Annotated in this window: 11 protein-coding genes; 5 read left to right on the top strand and 6 right to left on the bottom strand. The window is 71.6% G+C overall.

Going from position 1 to position 25,634, the window contains the following annotated elements:
• Both B4N89_RS04095 and B4N89_RS04090 read right to left on the bottom strand, forming a co-directional pair.
• On the bottom strand, positions 1-2,625 hold the full coding sequence (locus B4N89_RS04095; RefSeq protein ID WP_101896991.1) for a right-handed parallel beta-helix repeat-containing protein: 2,625 nt from the start codon (positions 2,623-2,625) through the stop codon (positions 1-3).
• Positions 2,622-9,716 carry a hypothetical protein gene (locus B4N89_RS04090; RefSeq protein WP_078974494.1) on the bottom strand — a complete coding sequence of 2,365 codons (7,095 nt, stop codon included), beginning with the start codon at positions 9,714-9,716 and terminating at the stop codon, positions 2,622-2,624. Before B4N89_RS04090 ends, B4N89_RS04095 begins: the two co-directional genes overlap by 4 nt.
• A gap of 196 nt (positions 9,717-9,912) precedes the next feature.
• Here B4N89_RS04090 and B4N89_RS04085 point away from each other — a divergent pair, with 196 nt between their 5' ends.
• From B4N89_RS04085 to B4N89_RS04075, 3 genes are read left to right on the top strand one after another with little or no spacing between them, the layout of a single operon-like run.
• Positions 9,913-10,725, top strand: a complete 813-nt coding sequence (locus tag B4N89_RS04085; protein WP_143657827.1) for a hypothetical protein — start codon at positions 9,913-9,915, stop codon at positions 10,723-10,725.
• Positions 10,726-10,785: 60 nt separating this feature from the next.
• Positions 10,786-11,097: a hypothetical protein gene (locus B4N89_RS04080; RefSeq protein ID WP_078974492.1), complete on the top strand. Its 312-nt coding sequence runs from the start codon at positions 10,786-10,788 to the stop codon at positions 11,095-11,097.
• Between the two features lie 44 nt (positions 11,098-11,141).
• The gene (locus tag B4N89_RS04075; RefSeq protein WP_126641095.1) at positions 11,142-11,468 is read left to right on the top strand and encodes a hypothetical protein; all 327 of its coding nucleotides are present in this window, start codon (positions 11,142-11,144) and stop codon (positions 11,466-11,468) included.
• 72 nt (positions 11,469-11,540) lie between these two features.
• Here B4N89_RS04075 and B4N89_RS04070 read toward each other — a convergent pair whose 3' ends face one another.
• The 3 genes from B4N89_RS04070 to B4N89_RS04050 form a co-directional block, all read right to left on the bottom strand.
• On the bottom strand, positions 11,541-16,094 hold the full coding sequence (locus tag B4N89_RS04070) for an FtsK/SpoIIIE domain-containing protein (RefSeq protein WP_078974490.1): 4,554 nt from the start codon (positions 16,092-16,094) through the stop codon (positions 11,541-11,543).
• A 31-nt stretch (positions 16,095-16,125) separates the two neighbouring features.
• A complete protein-coding gene (locus tag B4N89_RS47510; protein WP_143657826.1) occupies positions 16,126-18,600 on the bottom strand; it encodes a hypothetical protein in 2,475 nt (824 codons plus the stop codon).
• A 575-nt stretch (positions 18,601-19,175) separates the two neighbouring features.
• Entirely contained in the window at positions 19,176-20,237 is a 1,062-nt protein-coding gene (locus tag B4N89_RS04050; RefSeq protein WP_143657825.1) for an O-antigen ligase family protein, read from the bottom strand.
• Between the two features lie 123 nt (positions 20,238-20,360).
• On the opposite strand from B4N89_RS04050, the gene B4N89_RS04045 reads away from it, so the two are divergent.
• Positions 20,361-20,972, top strand: coding sequence for a NeuD/PglB/VioB family sugar acetyltransferase (locus B4N89_RS04045; RefSeq protein ID WP_235618458.1), 612 nt, complete (start codon positions 20,361-20,363; stop codon positions 20,970-20,972).
• Positions 20,973-20,988: 16 nt separating this feature from the next.
• Here B4N89_RS04045 and B4N89_RS04040 read toward each other — a convergent pair whose 3' ends face one another.
• Positions 20,989-21,924 (bottom strand): NAD-dependent epimerase/dehydratase family protein, encoded by a 936-nt coding sequence (locus tag B4N89_RS04040; RefSeq protein ID WP_078979096.1) that lies wholly within the window; start codon positions 21,922-21,924, stop codon positions 20,989-20,991.
• Between the two features lie 226 nt (positions 21,925-22,150).
• Between B4N89_RS04040 and B4N89_RS04035 the strand changes: the two genes are divergently transcribed.
• Positions 22,151-25,384, top strand: a complete 3,234-nt coding sequence (locus tag B4N89_RS04035; protein ID WP_078974485.1) for a DUF4082 domain-containing protein — start codon at positions 22,151-22,153, stop codon at positions 25,382-25,384.
• The last annotated feature ends 250 nt before the right edge of the window (positions 25,385-25,634 follow it).

Genomic DNA, 25,634 nt, shown 5'->3' with positions numbered 1-25,634 from the left:
TCAGCCTTTCGGAGTCGGTTCGGCCGCCCGGGCGGGATCGCCGGCGGCCGGAACGAGATCGGGGAGGTCGGGTGCGCGCAGGGAGACCAGATCCTCGGGGGTCACCTCGGCGATGGCGGAGATGCGTCGGGCATGCCGCTCGGTCATCTCCTGGAAGGCCTGCCGCGCGGAACGCCCGTTGCCGAACCGCCGGTCGCGCGGGACCGAGTCGAAGTAGGCCAACAGGCCCGCGCGTGCCGATTCGTCGAGGGTGTACTCGTAGGCCGCGGCCTGGTGTTCGACGATGCGCACCAGATCCGCCGACGCGTAGTCCTCGAACACCACGGTGCGGTTGAACCGCGAATCCAGACCGGGGTTGGAGTCGATGAAGCGATGCATCTCGTCCGGGTAGCCGGCGACGATCACCACGATGTCGTCGCGGTGATCCTCCATCAGCTTGACCAGTGTCGCGATCGCCTCCTGCCCGAAGTCGCTGCCGCCCGCCGACGTCAACGAGTACGCCTCGTCGATGAACAACACGCCGCCCAGCGCCTTGCGGAAGATCGCCGTCGTGCGTGGTGCGGTGTGCCCGACGTACTCGCCGACCAGCGCACCGCGATCGGCCTCCACCAGGTGACCGCGCGAGAGCATGCCGAGCGCGGCCAGGATCCGCCCGTACAAACGTGCCACGGTGGTCTTGCCGGTACCCGGATTGCCGGCGAACACCAGGTGTCGACTCAGCGGCGGCGGGGTCAGCCCGGCCTCCTCGCGGCGGCGAACCAACTGCATCAACTGCACGAGTGTGGCGACATCGTGCTTGACCCGGGCCAATCCGACCAATTCCTCCAACTCGGCGAGCAGCGTGCCCAGATCCGCCGGTGCCTCGGCCGGGTCGTCCGCCGCGCCGGAGCCCTCGGCAAGGCCGTTCGGGCCCGCCGGCGGCGCCGTGCCCCGGCCGGACACCAGGACCTCGGCGACCCCGCGGGCCACACAGTCGGCGAACACCGCCGAGGTCTGTTCCGGATCCTCGATGGTCGCGTCGCCCGGGCAGTCCCGGAACGTGCACGCGCGCAGCACGGGCGCCGCGCCGGCCGCCACGTAGACCGCCGGATACGCCGAGCCGGCCAGCACACAGTCGGTGAACTCGCCACCGGCGCCGCCCTTGAGGTACACCCCGTTCTTGCCCGCGCCGGTCAGCGCGCCGGCCCGGACCACGGGGGCCGCGTCCGTCCACACCACCATCGCCGAGCCCGCGCTGTCCGTGACCGCGCAGTCCTCGAGGACGGGCGCCGCGCGTTCGTGCACGACCACCCCGGCGGTACCGGCGCGGGCGACCCGGACCCGGCGCAGCGTCGGCCGGGCGTCCGGTCCCACCTCGATCCCGGCCCGCCCGGTGGCGGCGAAGCCGGCGTCCTCGACCACCGCGTCGATGCCCTCGTCCACGCGCAGCCCGATCCCGCAGCGGTGCGCCGCGGACGCGTGCACCCGGGCGGTACCGGTGCCGCCGAGGTGGATGCCGGTCATCTCGGCGGCGCGCACCAGCAGGCCGGTCGCGGTGACGCCCGCCGCGCCCGCGACGCACAGGCCGTGCTCGGGGGTCGGGCCGAGCACGACGGCGGCCAGTTCGCCGTGCGCGTGCTCGTCCAGGTGTACGGCGGTGAACGCGGTGTCGGCGATCACGACGCCGTCCAGGCCGACCCGGGCCGAGCCGCGGGCGAAGACGCCGTTGGCGCCGGTGGCCCGAATCAGCCCGCCGACCAGGTCGAGGCGGGACTCCTCGTCGGCGACCGCGCCGCTGAGCGCGGCACCGACGATCTGGCAGTCGAGCACGTTCGCCGAGGCCTGCCCGATCGCGGCCACCCCGGAGGCCCCGGCGCGGTCGACCGCACTGCCCCGCATGGTCAACGTCGCGACGCAGCGCACCAGTACCGCGTCCTCGCCGCTGTCGGTGCAGCGGCAGGCGTCCAGGCCGGCCGTCGCCTCGTTCTCCACCAGCACGGCGTTGTGCGTGCAGCGGACGAAGGCGCAGCCGCGCGCCTGCACGCTCGCGGTGTCGCGCACGTTCAGGCCGACGGCGGCCTCGGTGACCACCGAATCCGCCAGGGTCACCGTGGCCGACCCGGCCAGGAGCACACCCGCGCCGTCCACCGCGCAGATCCGACAACCCGTCATGGACAGGCGCGCGTCGTCGGCCACCGACACCCCGGCCACTCCGGCGGCCGATATTCGGCAGTCGCTCAGCCGGACCCGGGCGGTGTCGACGATCTCCACCCGCCCGCCCAGGACGCGGCAGTCGTCGAAGTCGACCTCGGCGCCACCGGTGACCCGCACGGCCGGGGCGGTCGCATCGGCGGCGATCAGGACCACCCCCTCGACCCGGACGCCGGCCCCGCCGGAGACGGTCAGCGCGACGTCGTGAGCACCCGTCAGGCGCACGCTGCCGGGCCCCTGTTCGGCGACCAGGACCACGCCGCGATCGAGCACGACGTGCTCGCGGTACTCGCCGGGAGCGACCAGGACGCGGGCGCCGTCGGGCGCGGCGCCGATCAACTCCGCGATGGTGCGACCGGTGGTGACGGGTCGACCACCACGCTGGGGGCGGTCGCCGCGGGGACCGCGATTGCCGCGGTTGCCGAACACACTCACGGCTTTTGTCCGTTCTCGGGCGTGGGCGGGTAGAGATACTTCTCGTTCAGCCCGAGCGCCTTCTGGAAGAGCTTGTTGAGCTGGGCGTCGATCAACTTCTCACCGAACTTGATACCGAGGTCCAGGATCCCGGACTTGCGCCAGAACCGGCCCGCCGCATAGGCGTCGTAGGCGAACTTGAACGCCCCCGGGCCGAACGCCGAACCGGCCAGCGAGCCCAGCGCCGCGACCCCGCCGAACCTCAGCGCGTCCAGGCCGTAGTGCTTGACGCCGTTCTTGTCGCCGAACACCGCGGCGTTGATCGACCCGTTGACGAACGCGACCATCGGGTTGACCGCAAGTCCCAGGCTGTACTTGTACATCCCCGAGCGCCAGCGCAACGCGGTGTCGAAGTTGGACCAGTCGGTCTTCCAGTTGTCGCCGAAGTAGGGGTTGGTGTTGAACGGCTTGCCGAAGTCGTTGGCGGTGAGCCCGTCCTTGAACTGCTTGGGGGAGAACGACCCGGGCTTCAGCTTGAGTTCGTGGAAGCGGGCCATCAGGCCCGCGAACGACGCGGAGACCGCCGAGTTGAGGAAGATCTTCCCCCAGTCGGCACCGGAGATGCTGCCGTCGTTGATCCACTCGGTGATCATGCCGGCCAGCACGGAGAAGCCGAAGTCCTGCATGAACTCCATGCCGACCTTGGTCCACACCTTCTGCCCGAAGGTCCACTCCGCCGAGCCGGTGAGCCGGTCGTACCCGCCCCAGTGCCGCCGGTTGGTGTCCGCCAGCGCCCGGTTGTAGCCGCGGAAGTCGTTCAGCGCGCCGGGGTGGTCCACCCCGCGCCCGACCAGTTTGAACCGCGAGTCGACGCCCTTGGCCAGGGCCTTGTCGGGGTGCAGCTTGGACTCGACGCGATTGACCAGGCTCGGATCCGCGGCCCGCGTCTTCTCGAAGATCCGGGTGGACAGGCCCTGGTGGACCACGAGGTTGCCGTCGCCGTCGTAGATGCGCTGCTGGAGGTAGGCGATGTCCTTCTCCAGGTAGCCGACCGGTTGCCCACCGTGCGTGATCGGCTCGTACGAGCGGATCCTGGTGCCGTTGCGCACGTCGTCCCAGTGCCGCGGATCGGCCCTGCCGTCGGTGACGTGATACTCGCGGATCGCGTCGCCGCGCCCCTCACGAAGGGTGTGGACGTTGCCGGCGGCGTCGGTGAACTCGTCGTGCCACCCCTTCGTGCCGGCGTCCACGTGCCGCACGTCGCCGACGCCGGGGGCCGCCTCGACGGCGCCTTCCCGGCCCTTGACCGTGGTGCGGTAGTCGTCGGCGCCGTGTCGCTCGATGATCGCGGTGCGGCCGTCGGCCAGCGACTTGCGCTCGTAGACCAGAACGTCCCGCCCGTCGATCCGGGCGTAGTCCTTGAACGCGTCGTCGAATCCCTCGCCCCACATCTGCGCGCCGGCGCGATTGGTGGTGCGGGTGCCGGTGGTCGGCCCCTCGAAGGGCGGATCGCCGGGGCCGGCCTGTTTGGTCCAGGTGAACTCGCCGTCCGGCCCCTTCCGCATGTGGGCCTCGAGGAAGCCGCCGGTGATCTCGTCCCGGCGCGCGACCAGTTGGCCGAAGCGGTTGCGATCCACCCAGGCGCCCGCGTCGCCCGCGGTGCCGGGATACTCGCGCACCGTGCCCTTGGCGTCGATGGTCTTGCGGACCTCGATCGTGCGGGCCTCGTCGGCGTAGTCGATCCAGCCCCGGTTGTCGTCGAAGACCCGCGGCCCGGTGCCGGTGCCGCCCACCTCCCGCCAGGTGCCGCTGCGCCCCGGGACGTCGGCGGTGAACTCGATCTTGCGGCCATCGGCCAGGACCCGACTCTCCCGCACCAACTCGCGGTTCGCGGTGAAGTCCTGCCAGGTGCCGTCCAGGCGCTGGACGCGCAGCGTGCGGGCGGTGGTCTCCCCGCCGCTCTTCTCCGAGACGGTCCAGTACCGGTAGAGCCGACTGTCGCCGGTGAGCAGGTTGCCGGGGAAGTCCACCCGCCCGGGGAAGAACGGGGTGTTGAAGCGCTGCTGCCAGATCCGCCGCACCTTCAGTTCGGCCTCGCCGAACTTGGTGAACGTGGCCGCCTCCTCGTTCACGTAGTTGCGCTCGACGGAGTACTTGAACTGCTCCGCCGGTTGCGCGTTCGCGTCGAAGGTGAACTGCCGGGTGCCGCGGGCCTTGTCGGGCGCGGAGAAGAACTTGTCGCCCTTCGTGCTGCCGCGCATGGGCGCGAACCGCTCGAAGGCGACGAGGGGGCGGTCGGCGTCGGTGAGCCGGTGGAACCCGCCGTCGGGTAGCCGGACTTCGGTGACCCGGGCGCGGAAGCCCAGGTTCGGGTCCACCCGGTATTCCAGCCGGCCCTTGGCCTGAAGCGCGCCGTCGGGGTCCCACTTCTGCCACTGCCAGTCCCGTAGGCCGCCCTTCTCGGCGACGAAGCGGCCCCCGTCGAGCTGCGGGAAGATGTCCCGGACCTTTCCGCCGAACAGGTGCCGGGCGTTGAGGTCGAAGACGCCGTCGATCACGTCGTACGCCGTGGTGTCCCAGCGCACGTAGCGCCGGCCGGTGGCGATCGTGCGACCCTCGCCGGTCTTCTCCACCCACCGCCACTTGCCGGCGTGGTCGCGCATCGCCTCGACCCAGTGGCCGTCGGCGGCGATCGACGGGTCGCGGGTGTACACGATGTTTCCGTTGCCGTCGGTGAGCGTGCGGATGCCCTTGTACTCGCCGTTGGGGCCGGCGGGCCACTGCTCGACGGTGCCCTTGCGGAAGGGCATGTGTTCCCAACCGACGTCGTGGCCGAGCGGGGCGTTCGGGGGACGTACGTCCTGCCAGGTGCCGTTCGTGTGATCGATCCGCCGAACGACTCCGGGGATCGGGCCGTTCAGCGGGTACTCCAGCAGCCGATGGTCGGTCAGGTCGGCGCCGTCCCACTTCTCCCAGGTGTCGCGGAGCCGGTCGGTGACCCGGAAGTGGGCCGTCTCGCCGACCCGTTCCCCGACGTGCGTGACCTTTCCGCCGTGCACGGCGCCGTTGCGGTCGATCCGGAAGGAATCTCCGGCCCATACCTCGAAGTTGCGGCTGCCGGCCGTGGGCGGCCCCTCGAAGACCTGATACCGCCGGTCGGTCAGCCGGCGAGCGTCCTTGAACACCTCCGGCGCGGCGTCGTCCGCGCCGCGCGGGCCCCAGATCTGAAAGTGCTCGTCGCCTTCGTTGGTGACCCGGAAACGCTCCGTGGCCCGAATGCGGGTCCCGGTCCGAAGCGGAGTGGTGTCCGCGCCCCAGACCCGGAAGTCGTCCAGCCGACCGTGTGCCGCCCCTTCGTACACCTGCCAGGTGCCGTCGCCCAGCGCGTATCCGTGCTGCGTGGCCGGAGGCCGAAGGCCGTTCGCGTCGGCGGGCCCATGGATGCGGAACCGCTCGGCGGTCCCGCGCGGCCCCTCGAAGACCTGGAAACGATCCCCACCGAGCGCGTACCCGTCCTCGCGCACCGGGTGGATACCGGTGTCGGGGTCGCGCGGTCCCCAGGTCTGGAAGTGCTCGTCGCCGACGTTGGTGACGTGGAAGTCGTCGCCGGCCGCCCGGTATCGGGCGTTCTTGAGGACGGTGCCGTTGGTGTCGGACCAGATCTCGAAGCCCTGACCGGGGGCGGAGTGGGGGCCGGCGTAGACGTGGTACGTGCCGTCGGCTTGTGCACGGGCGTCCGCGAGGAGGGGGTGGGCACCGGTGTCCGGGTCGCGCGGTCCCCAGGTTTGGAAGTGGTTGTCGCCGGTGTTGGTGACGCGGAAGTCGCCGGTGGCGGTGCGGAATTCGGCGCGTCCGAGGAGCGTGCCGTCGGCGGCGGAGCGGATCTCGAAATTGCGTCCGGGATCGGTCAGGGGCCCGTCGTAGACGTGATGCGTACCGTTGCCCGGGACGTGCACGTCGCGCAGGACCGGGTGGGCGCCGTCGGCGCCGCGCGGTCCCACGATCCGGAAATCGCCCGCCGGGCGGTTCGCCAGATTCTCCACCCGCCAGGTGCCATCCGGCAGGCGGCGCGCCTCGCCCAGGACCGGATGGAGGCCGGTCGCGGGGTCGCGGGGTCCCCAGATGCGGAAGTCGCCGCCGGTCGTGGTGACCGTGAAATTGGGTCCCCCGCCCCGAAGCTCGCCGGTGGCGAGGCGCGTGCCGCCGGTGTCCGCCCAGATCTCGAAGGGGCTGTCGGCCCGGAACCGCCCGTGGAACACCTGGTAGGTCCCGTCGGGCAGGAGATGGCCGTCGTGCAGCAGCGGCCGGGTCCCGCCCGGGCCCATCGGACCCAGCACCTCGAAGTGGTCGACCGTGTCCCCGGTGCGGAACATGTGCACCACGGGATCGTTGCGTCCGACGGCGCCGCCGCCCTGTGGCCACGAGTCGGGCACGCGCGCCCGCCCGTCGAAAACGTGCTCCACCGGCGTCATGCCGCCGGGCAACCCGCGCAGCTTCTCCATCGCCTCGGCGACCGCGGGAACCGCGCGCACGGGATCCACGCCCCACGCCTTCAAGGCCGTCGTGGCATCCTCCAGGGCCAGATGGGCGTTGGCCCGCTCCGCGGTGGCGACCATCAGGTGTGCCCGCACCGTGCCGGAACTGGTGTCGCCGGTGAGCAGTCGGGTCCGAAGCCCCTGCTCGGTGGTCGCGGCCCGGTCGAACGCCTGCTTGGCCCGCGAGTAGTCGTGCCATGCCTCGAACCGGGAACCGGGCAGCGCCTGTGTGGACTTGCCGCCTGGCCCCGGCCCGGTCGCCACGTCGTCCAGTGCCCTGGTGACGAGCATGCGCTGCTCCGCGCCGAAGTTCGCCAACGCGTTCGGCGGCAGCGGTTCGCGGCCGCGTACGACGGGCGGCGGGGGCGCGGTGATCGGTGGGGCCGGCGGCGGGGGAGTGTGGCCGACCGGAGGCGGGTCGGCCCGCATCGGGATCTTCTCGCCGACCAGCGCCGACACCGTGTCGATGGCCTTCTGCCCGCCCGCCAGGTCCGGCCGCAGGGCGCCGGCGGAGTTGCCGCCGGCGAGGTCGACCGGGGCGAACCTGGCCGAGGCGGCCGGGAGTTGATCCCCGGTGCGGGATCCGCCGGCGAGCAGGTTGAGCGCGTTGTCCTGGTGCAGGGCGGACACACCGGGCGCGATCGGCGTGGCCGGTGGCACGGAAGGGGGCGGCGGCGGGGTCGAGCCGCTCTTGCCCGCGCCCGGCGCGAGCAGGTCGAAGACGTCCACCTTGGCCGCACCGGCACCGGCACCCGTTCCGACGCCGGCGCCCGCGTTCGGCGTGTGTACCGAACCCGGCGCGTGCACCGACGTCGGCGCGCCCGGCGCGTGCACCGCGTTCGGCAGGGTCGGCGCCGGCACCGCGTTCGCGACCGTGGCCTTGTTCGTGAGCGCGTCGGTGTGCGTGGCCACGAACCGGTCCATGCCGGACGTGGTCAGCGTGGTGTCGCCGTGGGTCAGCCGGCGGATCTCCGGCAGCGGCGTCATCCGCACCTCCTCGCCGACGCCGATCGCGCTCTTCGCGAACGACTGGGTGCTCTCCACCGCGCCGCCGAGAGTGTGCGGCGACAGGGCGCCCACGTCGAGACCGTGCAGCGCGGACGTCCCGCCCACGGCCTGGTTCAGCACGTCGTGCAGCGAGTTCCACTGGAGTTGCGGCGTGACGCCGTGACCGATCGTGGTGCCGAGCGTCTGCAAGCCCTCGTGCCCGAGCAGGGTGTTGCCGAAGCTGTACACGCCGAGCCCGTGGTGCGCGGTGTACAACCCGCTCGCGGCCGGCACGAACACGGCGGTGTCGAACGAGCTGCCGAGCCTGGGCATGTCGTGCAGCCCGAAGCCGGTGAACGAGGACAGGTCCCGGCCGGCGCCGATCCCCGGCGGCATCGGCAGCTTGTCCAGGGTGTGTCCGCCGATCTTGCCCGCGGTCCCGGCCGCGGCCGGCGGCACCGCCAGCCCGGCCCGGATGAAGTCCTTCTGGCTGCCCAGGACTCCGCGCTCCCAGAAACCGATCTTCAGCGCCCGCGCCAGCCCCAGCTTGGCGATCTCGTCGCCGGCCACCGGCAGGAGGATGCCGAGCGAGCCCCAGCCCTTGAGTTCGCCGAAGCCCTTCTTGCCCACCGCCCACGCGGTCTTGCCCACCCACACGATCGCCTTGAACGGCAACACCAGCAGCTTGCCGACCAGCACCCCGCCCTTGAACGCGAGCGCACCGGTGAGCAGACCGGCGTAGGCGAGCGCGAACCGCCAGCCGGACAGGTTGAACCCCTTGAGGCCGGTGCTCAGCAGCGACAGCAGGTTGCCGGCCCCCTTGAACAGGTTGACCGCGCCCTTGCCCAGCCCCACCAGGAGGTTCTTCAGGCCGCTGAGCAGCGCCGGCAGCAGTGCCTTGGTGGAGGGGAACAGCACGCCCAGGATGTTCAGGAACAGTTCGAGCCCGGTGGCCTTGCCGTTGGCGAAGTCCGCGATGGTCTTGCCCAGTACGACCAGGTTGGCGCCGAAGGCCAGCAGCCCCAGCGGCCCGCCGAAGAGCACGCCGAGCACGGTCAGCACGATGGTGAAGATCTTGAAGAAGTCCCAGAACTCCTCGGCGACCGTCTTCGGGCTGGTCTTGAGCGCGGTCGCGGGAGCCAGGGCCTTGCGGGCCTTCTCCACCGCCTCCAGGTACATGGTCCTGGCCGTGGACATGGTCGACTTCGCCGCCGCGAGGCCCGGGTCGCCCTCGGGCAGCGGGGCCGCCGCGTTCAGCGCCTCCTGACCCTTTTGCTGGGCCGCGAGCAGGTCCGTCGCGTAGGTCGACAGCGCGGTGCTCGCGATCTGGCCGGCCTGGGCCAGCTTGTCCACGAACAGCTTGAGCTGGTCCTTGACGTGGGCGCGCAACTCGGTCGCGGCCTCGCCCATCAGCGGCGCCTTCGCGTCGTCCTGGACCAGTCCGGCGAGTTTGAGCGAGGCGTCGGAGGCCTTCTTGGCCAACGCGGCCAGATACAGCGAGGCGTCCCGGATCGAGTCGGGATCACCCGGCGTCTGATCGCCCGTGTATCCCAGCTTTTTCAACGTCGTGGCATCGACATTGCGTGGCATGGGCCCTCCGGGCGGAAGTTCGATCGCGTCGGATGTCGATGCTCTCGTGGCGACGGTGCAGCGCATCGGCGATATCGGGACGGGTCGCTGCGGCTCTTTATTCTCCGGCAATCTTGGCCGATGATGAGACGCGGCGCCAGTGTTCGGGCGCGGTGCGGGACCGAACCCGGCGCCGATCTGTCGAATGGAGTTCGCTTTGCCCGATATTTCCCTCGATTACACCGAGCTTCGCAAAATGGCGACCGCGCTGACGCTGCTCGCCAATACGTTCAAGGAGGACGCGGCGAAGTTCCGTACCTACGGCACGCAGGTGCCCGGCCAATACGGTACTATCCCGGCCGCGGACATCGGCGGCGTGGCCGCTCCGCTCGGCTCCTTCTATACCGCGTGGTCCGGACCCATGGGCAAGGCGGTCGACGGATTGGGCGCGCTGTCGAAACTCCTCGGATATGTCGCGGACGGCGCGGAAGCATGGGACGACGGCGTCGCGGCGCAATTCGCGGCAACGCCGGGACGCAATCCGCTGGACCGCTGGATCCAGCAGCGGAAAGCCTGGGACGAATGGCTCAAGACCCACCCGGACGGAAAGCCGAAGGAGGGTGAGACGGCACCGGAGAAACCGAGCGACCAGCCACCCCTGCACTACACGAACACCGACAAGAACGGCGTCACCACCGACGTCACCGTCAAGGTCGACGGCAACTACGACGTGACCGAGCAGACCGTGACCATCACCGACCACGGCACCACCTACACCGAGCACACCACCTACGGTGACAACGGTGCCTACAACACCGTCACCACAGGTCGGGACGGCTCGGTGAGCACCGAGAAGGTCGAGGTGGACGGGGCCGGCCGGGGCACCAAGACGATCACCGACAAAGACGGCACCACGGTCTATACCAACCCGAACATCAAGGACCCCGAGTCCCCGTGGACCAAGGTCGTCAAGGAGCCCCCATACCGACCGCCGATCGGTGGAGGCGGCGGCGGACGGGACCGGAGATAGCCCGACACACGTCCGGACATCGTTTTCGAAAGACCATCACGGCGCAGTGAGGAATTCCCCATGGCGAGCGATTTCAAGATTACCTACGACCAGGTGCACACCGCCCAGCTGGAAATGAAGAAGGTATCCGATGCGGCGGTCCTGGAGATTCGCCGACTCCAGGGGAAGGTGGACGCGCTGCTGAAGCCCGGATCCGGGCTGTGGCTCAAGCTCAGCAGCGACGAACTGAACACCAAATACAAGACGCTGAGCGCGGACCTGGAAAAGGCGATCCTCAACATCATCACCTTCTCCCAGCAGTTCGACAAGATTGTCGAGGCGGCGCAGAAGCTCGACTCGTCGATGAAGGCGGCACTGCAGAAGTCCGGCTGACCGAATCTCCCGCCCTCGCTCCCGCATCACGAAAAAGGATGGACATGGCCACTCCCACCGGCACGGATGTCGATGTCAATATCACCGAGGTCGAACATGTCGCCACCGACATGGTGACCAGTGCGAAGAGCACACAGGACGCATTGCAGAGTCTGCGGGGCGTCGTGACGGCATTGCTGAACCCCGACGGTGGCCTTTATCTGCGGAAGACGAGCCCGCAGATGACCCAGTCCTATGACGAGTTGACCACTTCACTCGACAAGGCAATGGTTTCGATCAAGCAGTTCAGCGACACCTTCCAGGTCGTGGTGAGCAATCTGCGCAGCCTCGACGGCGAGGACGTCAAGCCGCCGCCGGCGCACACCACCTGACCCGGTCCGCGGTTCCCGCGTGGATCGACCACCGGGAACCGCGCCGCCGCCCGTCTCCCGCGCCCCCCGCCGTCATCCGGCGGCGGGGCGCAGTTGTGTCTCCGGCACCAGTACCGGAGCCAGAAAGCCCTTCCGGTCCCGGATCCAGGCATGGCCGATCCGCAGCGGCTGCCGAACCCGCTCGGTGGGCAACCGGGCGCCGATCAGATCGCCCTCGCCACCGAGCTGCGGCGACAGCAGGATGCCCTGCCGATTGCGCCGGACATCGCCCAACCACCCGCTGAGCGACTGCAACAACGTCTCGGCCGTCGCCGCGTACGCCAACCCGATGCCCCGGTCGCGGCCGGAACCGATCACATCGCGCAGCGCGTACCCGACCATCGACCCCATCTCCGACAGCAGATCCGCGTCGTCGATCAACACCACCGCCGGACCGGCCAGTTCCGCCACCGCGGCCGAGGTCCGCGACCCGTCCGAGTCGGCCCCCTCCACCAGCGTCACCAGCGGATGCGCCCGCAACAGGCGCAGCGGTGAATCGCGCGGCGTGATCGCCACCACCCGGGTCCCGCTCGCCAGGAGCGACACCGCCATCGTCGCCAGCGTGTTGCTGCGCCCACTGCCGGGCGGCCCGACCACCGCGAAGGTGTGCTGCGCGTCGGCGAAATCCGCGCCGACCGCGCCCACCGCGTCGCCGCCGATCCCCAACAGGCCCCACAGCGGGCGACGTTGCTCCTCGGTCACCGCCTCGTACGCCTCGGCGAAGGTGATCGCGGTGGGCAGCGGAGCCAGGACGAACGGCCGCCGCGCCGGATCCACCCCCGCGTCCCGCTCGCGCGCGTCCGCCGCGATCCGGCGCAGCGCCTCGACCTGCTCGCGCCCGCTCTCACCCGGGCCGAGCAGACACACCTGCGCCTCGGTCCACGAACCCGACACCAGGATCCGCCCCGGCGGCATCGACCCGGGAATCGCGGTCCGCGGCACCCCCGCGCCCGAATACTCGGCCCGATCGGCCAGCCGCAACAGCACCATGTCGTCGTTGACCGAGGACAACCGCCCGTTGATCAACGCGCGTTCCGAGGTCATCACCAGATGGATCCCGGCCGCCGCGCCCTCGCGCAACAACCGCACCACCTCGTTCATCACCCGGCCGTCGTCGTACTCGTACAACGTCGGCGCCAGCGGATCCCACCCGTCGATCAGCAGGAACACATGCGCCGGACACCCCCGCGCGTCGCTCGCCCGCAACTCGGTCAGATTCGCGCACGCCTGCCGGGACAACAGCTCCTGACGGCTGCTCAGCTCCTCGCCGAGCCGGGAGATCAACCGGTCGATCCGGCTCAGGTCGTTGCGCGGCACCACCGTGCCGCAGTGCGGCAGATCGGCCAGCGCGGCCAACGCCCCACCTCCGGCGTCGATCGCCTGGATGTGCACCACGCCGCACGAGTGCCGCCGGGCCAGCGCCGCCGCCATCGTGCGCAACAACTGGCTGCGCCCGGTGCGCGGCGCGCCCACCACGAACAGGTGGCCGAACGTGCTCGGATCGAGCAGCACCGGCTTGCGCGCCTGGAGATGCGGCACGTCCTCCATCGCCCACGCCACCGGCTCCAGCGCGCCGGGCGGTCGTTCGGCACCCGGCGCGGCCGGCGGCAGATCCGCCGGCAGCACCCGATGCGGCAGCGGGTCCAGCCACGGGCTCGGCGGCTTGACGAAGTCCGGCAGGGCCGCGGCCGCCGCCGAGATCGCGGTGACCAACTCCTTGAGGTCGGTGGTCGGCTCGGCGTCCCCCGGCTGCGGCTGCGGCTCGACCTCCACCTCGACGGCGGGCGGACGCGGTCGACCCAACCGGCTCCAGGACAACACCGACGTCTGCGGCCGTACCGGCTCCACCGGAGCGGGCAGCGCCCGGAGCGCGTCGGGATCGGCCTTGGTGTCCAGCCGTTCGGTGCCCGCGTACGCGGTCTGGAACGGGATCACCGTGTGATGCGAGGTCCGGGCCAGCGCCCGGCCCGGCGTGGACGAGGAGATCGCCACCGCGTCCTTGGTGTCGATCACGTCCGAACTCTCCCCGGCGTCGGTCACCCGCAACGCGATCCGCAGATTCGTATTGGCCCGGATGTCCGCCGTGATCACCCCGGCCGGACGCTGCGTGGCGAGCACCATGTGGATCCCCAGCGAACGGCCGCGCTGGGCGATCCCGACCAGACCCGGGATGAAGTCCGGCACCTCGCGGACCAGCGTGGCGAACTCGTCCACGATCAGCAGCAGTCGCGGCAGCGCGGGCAACTCCGCGTCCCGTATGCGCTTGCCCCGATACTCCGCGTGATCCTTCGCCCCCACCATCGCCAACAGCAGTTCACGGCGCGTGAGTTCCGCGCCGAGCGAGGCCATCGCCCGGTGCACCAACTGGGCGTCGAGGTCGGTGACCATGCCGAGCGTGTGCGGAAGTTCGACGCAGTCCTTGAACGCGGAGCCGCCCTTGTAGTCGACCAGCACGAAGGTCAACTCGTCCGGCCGGTTCGCCGCCGCCAGCGCGGCCACGAACGACTGCAACAGCTCCGACTTGCCCGATCCCGTGGTGCCGGCGATCAACGCATGCGGGCCGTCGAGAACCAGGTCGAACGAGACCGGACCGTCGTAGCCGACACCCAGGAACGCCCGCGTGGACGCGGGTCGCCGCCGCCAGCGCTCGCCGATCGTCGCCGGGTCCGGCGGATCCAGCGCCAACAACTCCGGCAACAACACCCGATCCGGCAGTGCGCCCTCGTCCGGCGAGGTCACGTCCCGCACCGGCGCCAACGCCCGCGCGATCGACTCGCACCACGCCGGCGTCGGCAGATCCGGCCGCACGTCGGCGACCGTCGGCGTCCCGTGCCGGCGCAACGTCGCGACCGGACCACGCGCCTGTCCCGCGTCGGCGAGGCCGATCACCGCCGTGCACTCCTGCGGCAGGAAACGCTCCTCGGTGTCCACGCAGATCGAGAACACCCGCACCTGCGGGCCCTCCTGCAACACCTGGGTCATACCCGGGATCTCCCGCAACCGCCGGGCGCCGTCCACGACCAGCACGATGTCCGGCTCCGCGAACACCGCGTTGCGCAACAACGTCTCGGCGGCGGCCCTGCGCGCCCGTACCACCTGGACCAACTCCGCGACCCGCGCCGCGATCGTCTCCGGATCGCTGCCGAGCAACACCTCGGGGCCGCCGGGCACCGTGCCGCGCGCATGCGGCACCCAGGCCAGCCACCCCCACTCCTCGGCCCCCGCCGCCCCGGTGAGCAACCGCACCTGCACATCGCGGGGACTGTGCAGGATCACCGCCTGCGCGACCAGCCACCCGGCCATCCGCAACGCGGGCCCGCTCGGCCCGGCCACGCCGAGTACACCCTGCTGCGGCAGATCCACCGCCGTCGGCACGTCCGGCACCGTCCACGACGCGCGCCGCTCCAACGACTGCGAATCGGGATCCTCGACCTCGTTCAACGAGGTGTGCGCCGACGTGCCCACGCGCAACACCAGATGGTCGGGATCGACCCGGCGCCGCTCCCACAACCGCTGCCCCGGGCCGGTGGCGAACAGGCCGGTCGTCGACGGGTCCGGGATCGCGTCGACCCGCCCCTGCCGCTCCACCTCCGTGCTCGCGGCGACCTCGGCCAGCACCTCCGCCTTGCGCACCCGGTAGGCGGCCAGGTCCTTGACGAACTGCTTGCGCCCGCTGCGCCGCGAGGAGATCCAGTTGGCCAGGGCCATGATCGGGCTGAAGATCGCGAAGATCAGGAAGAAGTAGGAGTGGAAGACCTTCACCATGACCAGCCCGAGCAACATCGGCGCGAGCGTGACCAGCATCGGGAACGGCTGCCGGAACGAGCCGCGCGGCCGGGTCGGGATCCGGAACCGCCCGCCCTGGACCGGCTCCACGATGCGCGGCGGCCGGTTGAAGTCGAGGCCCGCGCCGTCGGCCGAGGGCACGATGTCCGCGCCCGCGTCGAACGGGGCGGCGGGGCGCAGCAGTACCGGCCCCACGGTCAGGCCCACGCCGAGGTCCCAGGCGACCTCGTCGACGATCGGCGCCTCCGGGTCCGGCGGCGGCTCGTCGGCGAACTCCTTCTCCTTGGGGTCGACCGGCCGCTCGGGCGTGTCCTCCTTGGTCCGGTACACCCGCCCGAGTCGGACCTCGCTCCCGGCCGGCGCGGCGACCCGCACCTTGCCGTTCGGGCCGACCATGACCCGGATCCCGTGCGCCGGCACGCCGGGTTCGTCGATGCGGATCGCGCATTCCGGGGCCGAGCCGATGTCATAGGTCCCCATCGGCAGCGGCCAGATCCGCCCGGCCCCGGGCCCCGCCGCGAGGTGCAGCTCTACGAGGGGCGGATCGGGGCACGGGGGCGGCTCGGCGGGGGCCGCCCCGAGCGTGAGTTCGCTGCCCTCGCGGATGCCGCAGGCCGACAGGGCTTCGTCGGGGTCGAGCACGGTGGCCGCGAGCCGGCAGGGCAGGCCGGGCGCGCCCAGGTCGTGCGTGTCGGCGAGGTGTTCGAGCAGATCCCGAACGGTGCTCTCGGCGGGGGCATCGACCAGGATCGACTCCCGCCGCCCCCGCGCGGGCTCGGACACGGTGATGGTCAGTCGCATGGGATCGCCTCCAGAAGCACGCGGACGGCGGTCACAGCCGGGCGGGGGTGATGGGCGGGACGGGGGGCTCGACCGGCCCGAACACGTCGGACACGGCAGATGCCTCGGAGGCGGTGGCTGCCGTGGACGTGGCGGGCGGCTCGGATGCGCCGGTTGCCGTGGGCGTGGCCGGCGGTTGGGGCGCGGTGGTTGCTGGGGGCGCTGCCAGTGGCTCGGGCCCGCCGGTTGCCGTGGGCGGTCGGGATGTGGCGGTTGCCGTGGGCGAAGCCGGCGACTCGGACCCGGCGGCGGCCGTGCCAGTGGCCGGCGGTTGGGGCCCGCCGGCGGCCGAGGGCCCGGTGGGCTCGGATCCGGTGGTGGCCGTGGGTGTGGCAGGCGGCTCGAATCCGGCGGTTGCCGTGGGTGCGGTGGGCGGTTGGGGTCCGCCGGTTGCCGAGGGCCCGGCGGGTGGCTTGGATTCGGGGGTTGTCGGGGGTGTGGCAGGCGGCTTGGATCCGGCGGTTGCCGTGGGTGCGGTGGGCGGTTGGGGTCCGCCGGTTGCCGAACGTCCGGCGGGCGGCTCGGGTGCGGCGGTTGTCGTGGGTGTGGCGGGCGGTTGGGGCTCGCCGGTTGCCGAACGTCCGGTGGGTGGCTCGGATCCGGGGGGTGCCGGGGGTGTTGTGGGTGGCTTGGGCTCGGCGGTTGGCGTGGGGGGTTCGGTGGGTTGGTGGGCTTGGCGCGCCGAGGCGAAGGCTGGGGGTCGGCGGTGGGCGGCGGTTGCGGCCGGCGGCCTCGTGGGCGTTGGCGGGGTGGTCGGCGATTCCGCGCTCGCGGAGGCCGTGGGGCGCTGCGAGGCTGCCGGAATCGGGTGCGCGGGGGAGGCCGTCCCGTCCACGCCCTCGGACCGGAGATCGGCGTCGGGTCGCCGCTGCCCGGCGGTCGACGGCGACACGCGCGGTCGGGGCCGCGACGGAACTCCCGCATCCGCAGCGGCGGACGCGGACCCCGACGCCGACGCCGAAGCGCTCGTCGACGCCCCCGCATCCGCCGGATCCGACGGACCCGCAGGAGTCGACGCGGACGCGGCAGCCGAGGCGGCACCGCCCGAGGCGGCCCGCGTACTCACCCGCCCGTCCCCGACCCGGCCCGCCGAGCCGGAACCACCCCCGACGGACTCGACCACCGGGGCGGCACCCTCGACCGGGCCACCGTCAGCGCCCAGGCTCGTGCCCCCGGCCGAGCCGGCAGCGGCGGGGCCGCCACCCGTCCGCTCGCGACGCCGGCCGGCCCCGCTCGCGCCCGCCGTACCGCCGCCTTCCAAGCCGATGGTCGCCATCGCCCCGTCCGCCCGGTCGAGCGCGGCGCCGCCGCCGACATCCGTGCCGTTTCGGGACGAGGCTCCCGCGCCGACCCGCGCGGGCGCGGCGTCCGGAACGCCCGCTCGACCCGAACCCGTTCCGCCCGTGGCCCCCGGTACCGGCCGGGCCGTATCCGTCGCCGGCGTCGTCACACTCGGCGGGTTCACCGTCGGCCCCGTCGGGCGCCCCGACCGGATCACGCGGGCCACCGCACGCGCCAGGCCGGCCGTTTCGACCGGGCCCAGGCCGTCCGCGGCGGGCAACACCCCGAAGGCGTCCGGGCGCAGGCTCAGCCGCCGCCCCCGCACCTCCCCGAGGACGAGCACCGTACGGCCCGGCCGCGCCGCGAACGCCGCCGGTTCACCGGCCGCATCCGGAGCGGGCTCGGCGCACACCAGGACGCGTACCGCCGGATCGGCGGCCAGTTCCGCCGGCGACCGCCCGGGGAACCTCGGATGCACACCGTGCGCGATGCCCACCGCACCCGCCGGCAACCGCCGGACCAACTGCGCGGTCAACGCATGGCCCAGGTCCGTGCCCGCACGGTCCCCGGTCACGGTGAGCACCGGCCCCACCGCCGCCGCATCCAGCAGGACCACATCGGCCCCGATCAACCCGACCACGATCGGCAGCGGCACGGCCCCGGGCGGCTCGGGCACACCCAGATCGGCCACCGCGGCCGTCCACACCAGCGCGTCGTCCGGGTCCACCACCCAGGGATCCGCGACCTCCGGCGCCCGGACCGCCGCGAGCCGTACCGCCACACGCTCGCCCGTCAACACCACCGCCCACGGCCGCGCCCCCGCCGCCCGGGCCGCGCCCAGCGCCCGCGTGGCGCGTTCGAAGGTCTCCGGCGCGCCCAGATGGCGAGTGAGCACCGCGACCCCACGGCGATCCCGCCGCCAGGCGGCGAACGGCGCGGCGAACGCCCGCCCGGTCGCCGCCACCTGGTGCCCGAATCCGCGGAACAGCCCGCGCGGGCCCGCCCGTCGGGACAACACCCGCAGCAACACCGCGACCAGGATCACCAGTTCGAGCAGGGCGAGCCAGCCCACGCCCCGGTTGCCGCTCCAGAAGTCCGCGCCGAAAGGATTGGCGGCCGTCGTGCTGCTGATCGTGCCCTCCCACTGAACAGGTGATACCGGGGTCACCCGGAGATCAGTGGGCATTGAAGCAGTCGCGCAACGTATTCGAAAGAGCCGGCGCAGAATTTCGAGTTGGGCTTTCCGGGACCATCCGACACCGTTTCGGGGGCATGGCGAGACGTCGGTTCACCGCGCCGGCCGGCGGCCGGCCGGTCCCACGCCCGCCTGATGACAGGGCATTGACCTGCATGTACAACGGGATGCCGGGGCTCATACCCACCCGATCGGCAGACGGCCCCCCGGACCGTCCGTCCCGCCTGTTCTCATTCTCTGGAAAATCCCGCAACGAACTCGAAACGGGATTCCGGCAATCCTGCACGCAGATCGACAAACCTGCGAATCGACGTGACATTCCCCTTGCCTGGGAAATAGGTGCGCCCGTGGTGCGGCGATTCCACAAAATAGACGGGGACTCGCCTCGACGCGACGGATCTGAGCTTCATCTGAGGTTTCCCGAGCGTAGATCGGGTGAAGCGGGCAAGTCGTGCAAAGCCCTCAAGGACGCCGGCCCGGACAAACCACGACCCCGACAACCACGTCGCAACTCCGCACGCCGGCCACGGCGTTCACCCGATCACGCCGGGAAAGCCCCGCCCGCGCTACGAGACCCCCACCGCCGGAACGGCCCGCGGCCGCGCCCGCACGTCCGGCCCCGCCGTCGCCACCCCCACGACCACCCCGACCGCCGCCAACACCGCCGGAAACTCGGCCACATAGTCCATCGAGGCCTGCACCACGAACGCCGTGAAGGTCACCGATCCCACCGCCACCACCGCCGGGGACCGCGCCGAGCGCCACAACCGCACGTACACCCATCCCACCACGCCGACCAGACACAGCGCGCCGGGGACGCCCTGCTCGGCGCTCTGCCGCAGCCACATCGAGTGCGCGGAGTGCACATCCGCGTCCGAACGCACGGTCGGACTGTTCTCCACGAACGTGCCGGGCCCCGTCCCGCGTACCGGGAAACGCTTCGTCAGATGTACGCCGTCGCCCCACAGTTGCACCCGACGCTCGGTCAACCCCGCCCGGGCGGCACCCTCGACGCTCTCCGTCCGCGTACCCAGCGCACCCAGGACCACGGTGCCCAGCACCACCCCGGCCGCGCACAGCGCCGACAGCGCCACGACCGTGCCCCGCCGCCGCACCAGCGGCGCCGTCAGCGCGGTCGACAACACCGCCACTGCCCCCGCCGCCGCGGCCACCGACCGCGTCGCGAACGTACCCACCACCAACACCCCGGCCAACACCAGCAGTGCGGCCCGCCACCGACCCGACACGGCGGCCACAGCGGCCAGACACGCCGCCCCCACCCCCTGCACCACCAACGCACCGTCGGCGTTCCCATAATCCAACGGCGGCGCCGTCGCGTCCCCACTCACCGCGTCGGGCCACACCACCAACATCACCGTCACCGCGCCGGCGAGCATCGCCGGCACGGGTAACGCGAACCGCCCGCCGCACAGCCGCCCCAGCACGTACGCCCCGGCCACGGTCGCCAGCGCCAGCAGATACCTCCCCGGCGCACCGACCCGATTCGCCGCCGCCACCGGTGCCCACAACGCCGCCACCGCGACCAGCGCGGCACCCGGTGGATCCAGTCGGGACAGATATCGCGCCCTGCCTCGAACCCGAAGGTCGCCTTCCCGATCAGCACTCACCGCACCATTCGCTTCCACTCGACGATCCGGGCCAGCCCTGCCACGCCCGCGCCCGCGTCGGTGCCCGCGTTCGCGTTCGTGCGCCTCCCACCCCGACCGCCCGGCGGTGCCAGGATGTCCCCCATGCAGCTCTACATCTGCGGGGCCGGCGGCGTCGGCCGCGAAGCCCTCGACACCGCGCTCGCCGCCGCGCTTCCCGTCACCGCGTTCCTCGACGACGCCCGCGCCGGCGAACAGGTGCGCGGACTCCCGGTGTTGCGCCCCGACGAGGCCGCGGCCGGCGAGTACCTGGTCGGCATCGCCGCCCCGGCCGCCCGGGCCCGGTTCGCCCTCCTGCTGGAGCGGCGGGGACTGCGCCCGGCCACCCTCGTGCATCCGCGCGCGGCGATCGCGCCTGAGACGGTGCTCGCGGCCGGCTGCCTCGTCCAGGCCAACGCGTACGTCTCCAGCAGCGTCACCCTCGGCCCGCACGCGCAGGTCCACTACAACGCCACCATCGGGCACGACACCGTGCTCGACGCGCGCGCCACCGTGTATCCGGGCGCCAACATCTCCGGCAACGTGCACCTGTGCGCGGGCGCCACCGTCGGCAGCAACGCCGTCGTCCTCCAGGGCCTGACCGTCGGCCCGGACGCCTTCGTCGGCGCGGGCGCCGTGGTCACGCGCGACGTACCCGCCGGCACCACCGTGGTGGGCGCACCCGCCCGCCCCCTGCGCCCACCCACCCGGGACTGAGCCGCCCGACCGCGCCTCAGCCGAGCCGGGACCGGAACCACGCGACCGTCCGGGCCAGCCCGTCGCGCAACTCGACAGGCTCCGCCGCCGGGAACAACGCGCGCAGCCGCGACCCGTCCGCCTGGGAGTCGCGCACGTCACCGGGCCTGGGGGAGGTGTGCTCCACCTCGACCGCGTGCCCGAGCACATCCGCCAGCAGAGCGATCAGCGCGTTCAACGAAGTCCGGGAGCCGAAGGCCAGGTTGACCGGGATGTCCGAGACCACCCGGCGCAACACGGCGTCGGTCAACACCGCGCACACGCTGTCGATGTCGGTGAAGTCGCGCGTCTGTTCGCCGTCGCCCTGCACCGACAGCGGCCGACCCGCCAGCGCCGCGTCCACGAAGCGCGGAATCACCGCGGCGTACGCGTGATCGGCCGGCTGGCCGGGGCCGAAGACGTTGAAGAACCGGAACGGCAACACCGGCAGCCCGTAGCAGTTGCCGTACGCGACCAGATACGCCTCGGTGGCCAACTTGCTCACCGCGTACGGGCTCAGCGGCGCGGTGCGCATGTCCTCACGCTTGGGCAACTCGCGATTCGCGCCGTACACCGACGACGAGGACGCGGCCACCACGTGGATGTTCCCGGCCCGCCGGGCCGCCTCCAACACCTCGAGGGTGCCCGTCGCGTTGGCGTGGTGGCTGGCCAGCGGCGCCTCCACCGACCGGGGCACCGAAGGCAACGCGGCCAGATGCACCACCGCGTCCGCACCCTCGAACGCGCGGTCGAGCAACTCCGGTTCCAGGATCGAGCCCTGATGGAACGTCACCTTCAACCCGGTGAGGTTCGCGAGCGACCCCGTGGACAGATCGTCCACCACGTGAACGTCGCGCACCACGTCGTGGCCCTGCAACGAGGCGGCCAGATTCGCGCCGATGAAACCGGCACCGCCGGTGATCACTACCTTCACAAAGTCCCCCCGGACCGTCGCGCCCAACCGTCCCCGCCCGAGCCGCCGATTCGAACTCCCCGGGCCCGACCCGGAGTCGCCCCACCCCCGGCTTCCCGCACTGTACCCACGGCCCGCCTCACGAGAGGGCAAAACCCGGACAACAGGCCGGAACGTACGCCACACTTTCCCGTATCTCGGCCCCGGGACACCGCCCCGGGAACCGATATTCGGGTGGGGGACACTCATGAAGATACCCAGGCCAAGGCTGCGCAGAGCGACCATACCGACACTGTTCGCGCTACTGCTCGCATTGACCGTCGCGGCACCGGAGACACCCAAGGCGGCCGCGGGTCCGTGCGACGCGCCGGTCGCCAACGCCATCGCCTGCGAGAACAGCAAGACCGGCAACCCACGGACCGAATGGGACGTCAGCGGCGCCGGCAGCAACTCCATCCAGGGCTACTCCACGGACATCAGCGTCAACGCCGGCGGCCAGATCAAGTTCAAGATCGACACCACGGCGAGCTCCTACCGCGTCGACATCTACCGACTGGGTTGGTACAACGGCAACGGCGCGCGCAAGGTCTACACGATCCCGGCCTCCGCCACGACGCCCAAGCGGCAGGACGACTGCGACATCGACAACCAGGTGACCGGCCTGATCGACTGCTCGAACTGGATCGACTCCGCGTCCTGGACCGTGCCCACCGACGCGGTATCCGGCTACTACATCGCCAAACCCACCCGCACCGACGGCACTTCCGGTTCCAGTCAGATCCCGTTCATCGTCCGCAACGACGCGTCGCACTCCGCACTGCTGATGCAGTCCTCCGACACCACGTGGCAGGCGTACAACGCCTACGGCGGCAACGACCTGTACACCGGACAACCGGTGGGGCGCGCCTACAAGGTCAGCTACAACCGGCCGTTCACCACACGCGCCGACAATCCCGAGGACTCGCTGTTCAACGCCGAGTTCGCGATGTTGCGCTTCATCGAACGCAATGGCTACGACGTTTCCTACACGACCGGCGTCGACACCGACCGACGCGGCCAACTGATCAAGAACCACAAGGTGTTCCTGTCCGTCGGCCACGACGAATACTGGTCCGGCCCACAACGCGCCAACGTCGAGGCGGCCCGGGACGCGGGCGTCAACCTCGCCTTCTTCTCCGGCAACGAGATGTTCTGGAAGACCCGTTGGGAAAACGGCGGGATCAACGGCAACGGTTCCGACCACCGCACCCTGGTCGCCTACAAGGACACCCACGCGAACCAGTCGATCGACCCGCTGGGCCCGAGCATGTGGACCGGCACCTGGCGCGACCCGCGCTTTTCGCCACCGGGTGACGGCGGTCGCCCCGAGAACAACGTCACCGGGACCATCTTCACGGTCAACTGCTGCACGACCGACATGAATGCCAACGGCGCCGACGGGCGGATGCGCCTGTGGCGCAACACCCGCCTGGCCACCCTCGGCCTCACCGCGCAGACCACCCTCGGCAGCGGCACGCTGGGCTACGAGTGGGACTCCGACCTGGACAACGGCGCCCGACCCGCGGGCCTGATCCGCCTGTCCACCACGGTCAAGTCCGGCATGTCGGTGATCCAGGACCAGGGTTCGACGTACGCCGACGGCAGTTCCACACACAGCCTGACCCTGTACCGCGCGCCCAGCGGCGTCCTCGTCTTCGGCGCGGGCACCGTGCAGTGGGCCTGGGGCCTGGACGTGTACCGAGTCGGCGCGAACGGCACCGTGGACACCGCGATGCAGCAGGCCACGATCAACCTGTTCGCCGACATGGGCGTACAGCCGGGCACGCCGATGAGCGGCATGGTCGCCGCGACCCAGAGCACCGACACCACGCCGCCCACCTCGACCATCACCGCGCCGACCAACGGCGGCAGCCTGCCCACCAATTCCAACGTCACCATCACCGGCACCGCGACCGACACCGGCGGCCGGGTGGGCGGCGTCGAGGTCTCCGTCGACAACGGCGCGACCTGGCACCCCGCCACCACCGGCCGGGACAACTGGACCTACGTCTTCACCACCGGCGCCGGCGGCTCGATCACCATCAAAACCCGGGCCACCGACGACAGCGCCCGTACCGAGACCCCGTCGGCGGGCGTCACCGTCACCCTCGGCGGCCCACCGCAACCCGTCACGTGTCCATGCACCCTGTGGGCGCCGACCGACCAACCCTCGGCCGGACCGGACCCGGACACCGCCGCCACCGAACTCGGCGTCAAGTTCCAGCCCGACCGGGCCGGCCTCATCACCGGCGTGCGCTTTTGGAAGGACGCCGCGAACACCGGCACGCACACCGGAACCCTGTGGTCCGCGTCCGGCACCCGACTCGCCACCGCCACGTTCGGCAACGAAACCGCGTCCGGCTGGCAGCAGGTGACGTTCGGTCAGCCCGTGGCGGTCACCGCGGGCACCACCTACGTGGCGTCCTACCTGGCCCCCAACGGCAGATACTCCGCCGACCAGGGCGGCCTGAGCACCGCGCACATCCGCGGCCCGCTCACCGCACCGGCGAGCAACGCCGTCGGCGGCAACGGGGTGTACCGCTACGGCACCGGATTCCCGACCTCGACCTGGAACGACTCCAACTTCTGGGTCGACCCGGTGTTCACCACCACCAACGGCGGCCCGACCGGCAACCCCCCGGTGGTCACCGCCACCGTCCCGGCGAGCGGAGAGAGCTTCGCCCCGGTCGGCGGCAACATCACCGCCACCTTCGACGCGGCGGTCCAGCCCGCGACGATCGTCTGGACGATCGACCGGGGCGAAAGCGGCCGGGTCACCGGCACCGCGAGCTACAACGCCACGACCAGGGTCGCCGCCTTCGATCCGACCACCGACCTGATCCCCGGTGCCACCTACTCGGTCGCCCTCAGCGGCGCACAAGCCGCCGACGGCACGCCGATGGCCACCAAATACTGGTCCTTCACCACGGCCGGCAGCACCCCGCCGCCCACCTGCAACCCGTCCTGCACCATCTGGCCCGCCACGGCGACGCCGGCCGTACTCTCCGACACCGACACCGCCGGCATGCAACTCGGCGTCAAATTCCGCACCACGGTGCCCGGGAAGATCACCGGCCTGCGGTTCTACAAGGGCCCCGGCAACACCGGCACGCACACCGGGACCATCTGGACCGCCGCGGGCACCGTCATGACCAGCGCGACCTTCACCGGCGAGACCGCGTCGGGCTGGCAACAGGTGAACTTCGCCCAACCGGTCGTGATCGCCGCCAACACCACCTACGTGGCCTCGTACCACGCACCCGTGGGCCGCTACTCCTCCACCGAGGGCGGCCTGACGGCGGCGGCCGGAACCGGACCGATCACCGCCTCCGCCTCCGGCACCGTCGGCGGCAACGGCGTGTACACGACCGGCACCGGATTCCCGACCGACACCTGGAACGACAGCAACTACTGGGTGGACGTCGTCTTCACCACCAACTAGTCCGCGCCAACCAGGCCGAACCCACCAGGCCGCACCAACCCGTCCCGGTCACGGCACCGGCAACCGGCACCACCGAGAACCGACACCCGGAAACCGAGCCGCCGGCGACCGGAACCACCCGGAACCCACAGACGGAGACCGGGCCGCCGCCGGCAACGCGCCGCCGGCGGTCCGGTCTCCGGGGCGGGCGCGGCGACCCGAACCCCGGTGCGCCGACGCCCGTCCGAACCCACGAACCGACGACCGACCG

Origin of the sequence: Embleya scabrispora (genome assembly GCF_002024165.1) — a bacterium.
GTDB classification, from domain to species: domain Bacteria; phylum Actinomycetota; class Actinomycetes; order Streptomycetales; family Streptomycetaceae; genus Embleya; species Embleya scabrispora_A.
The sequence above is the reverse complement of the archived record's forward strand: the minus strand, read 5'-3'. Positions and strand labels throughout refer to the sequence as shown.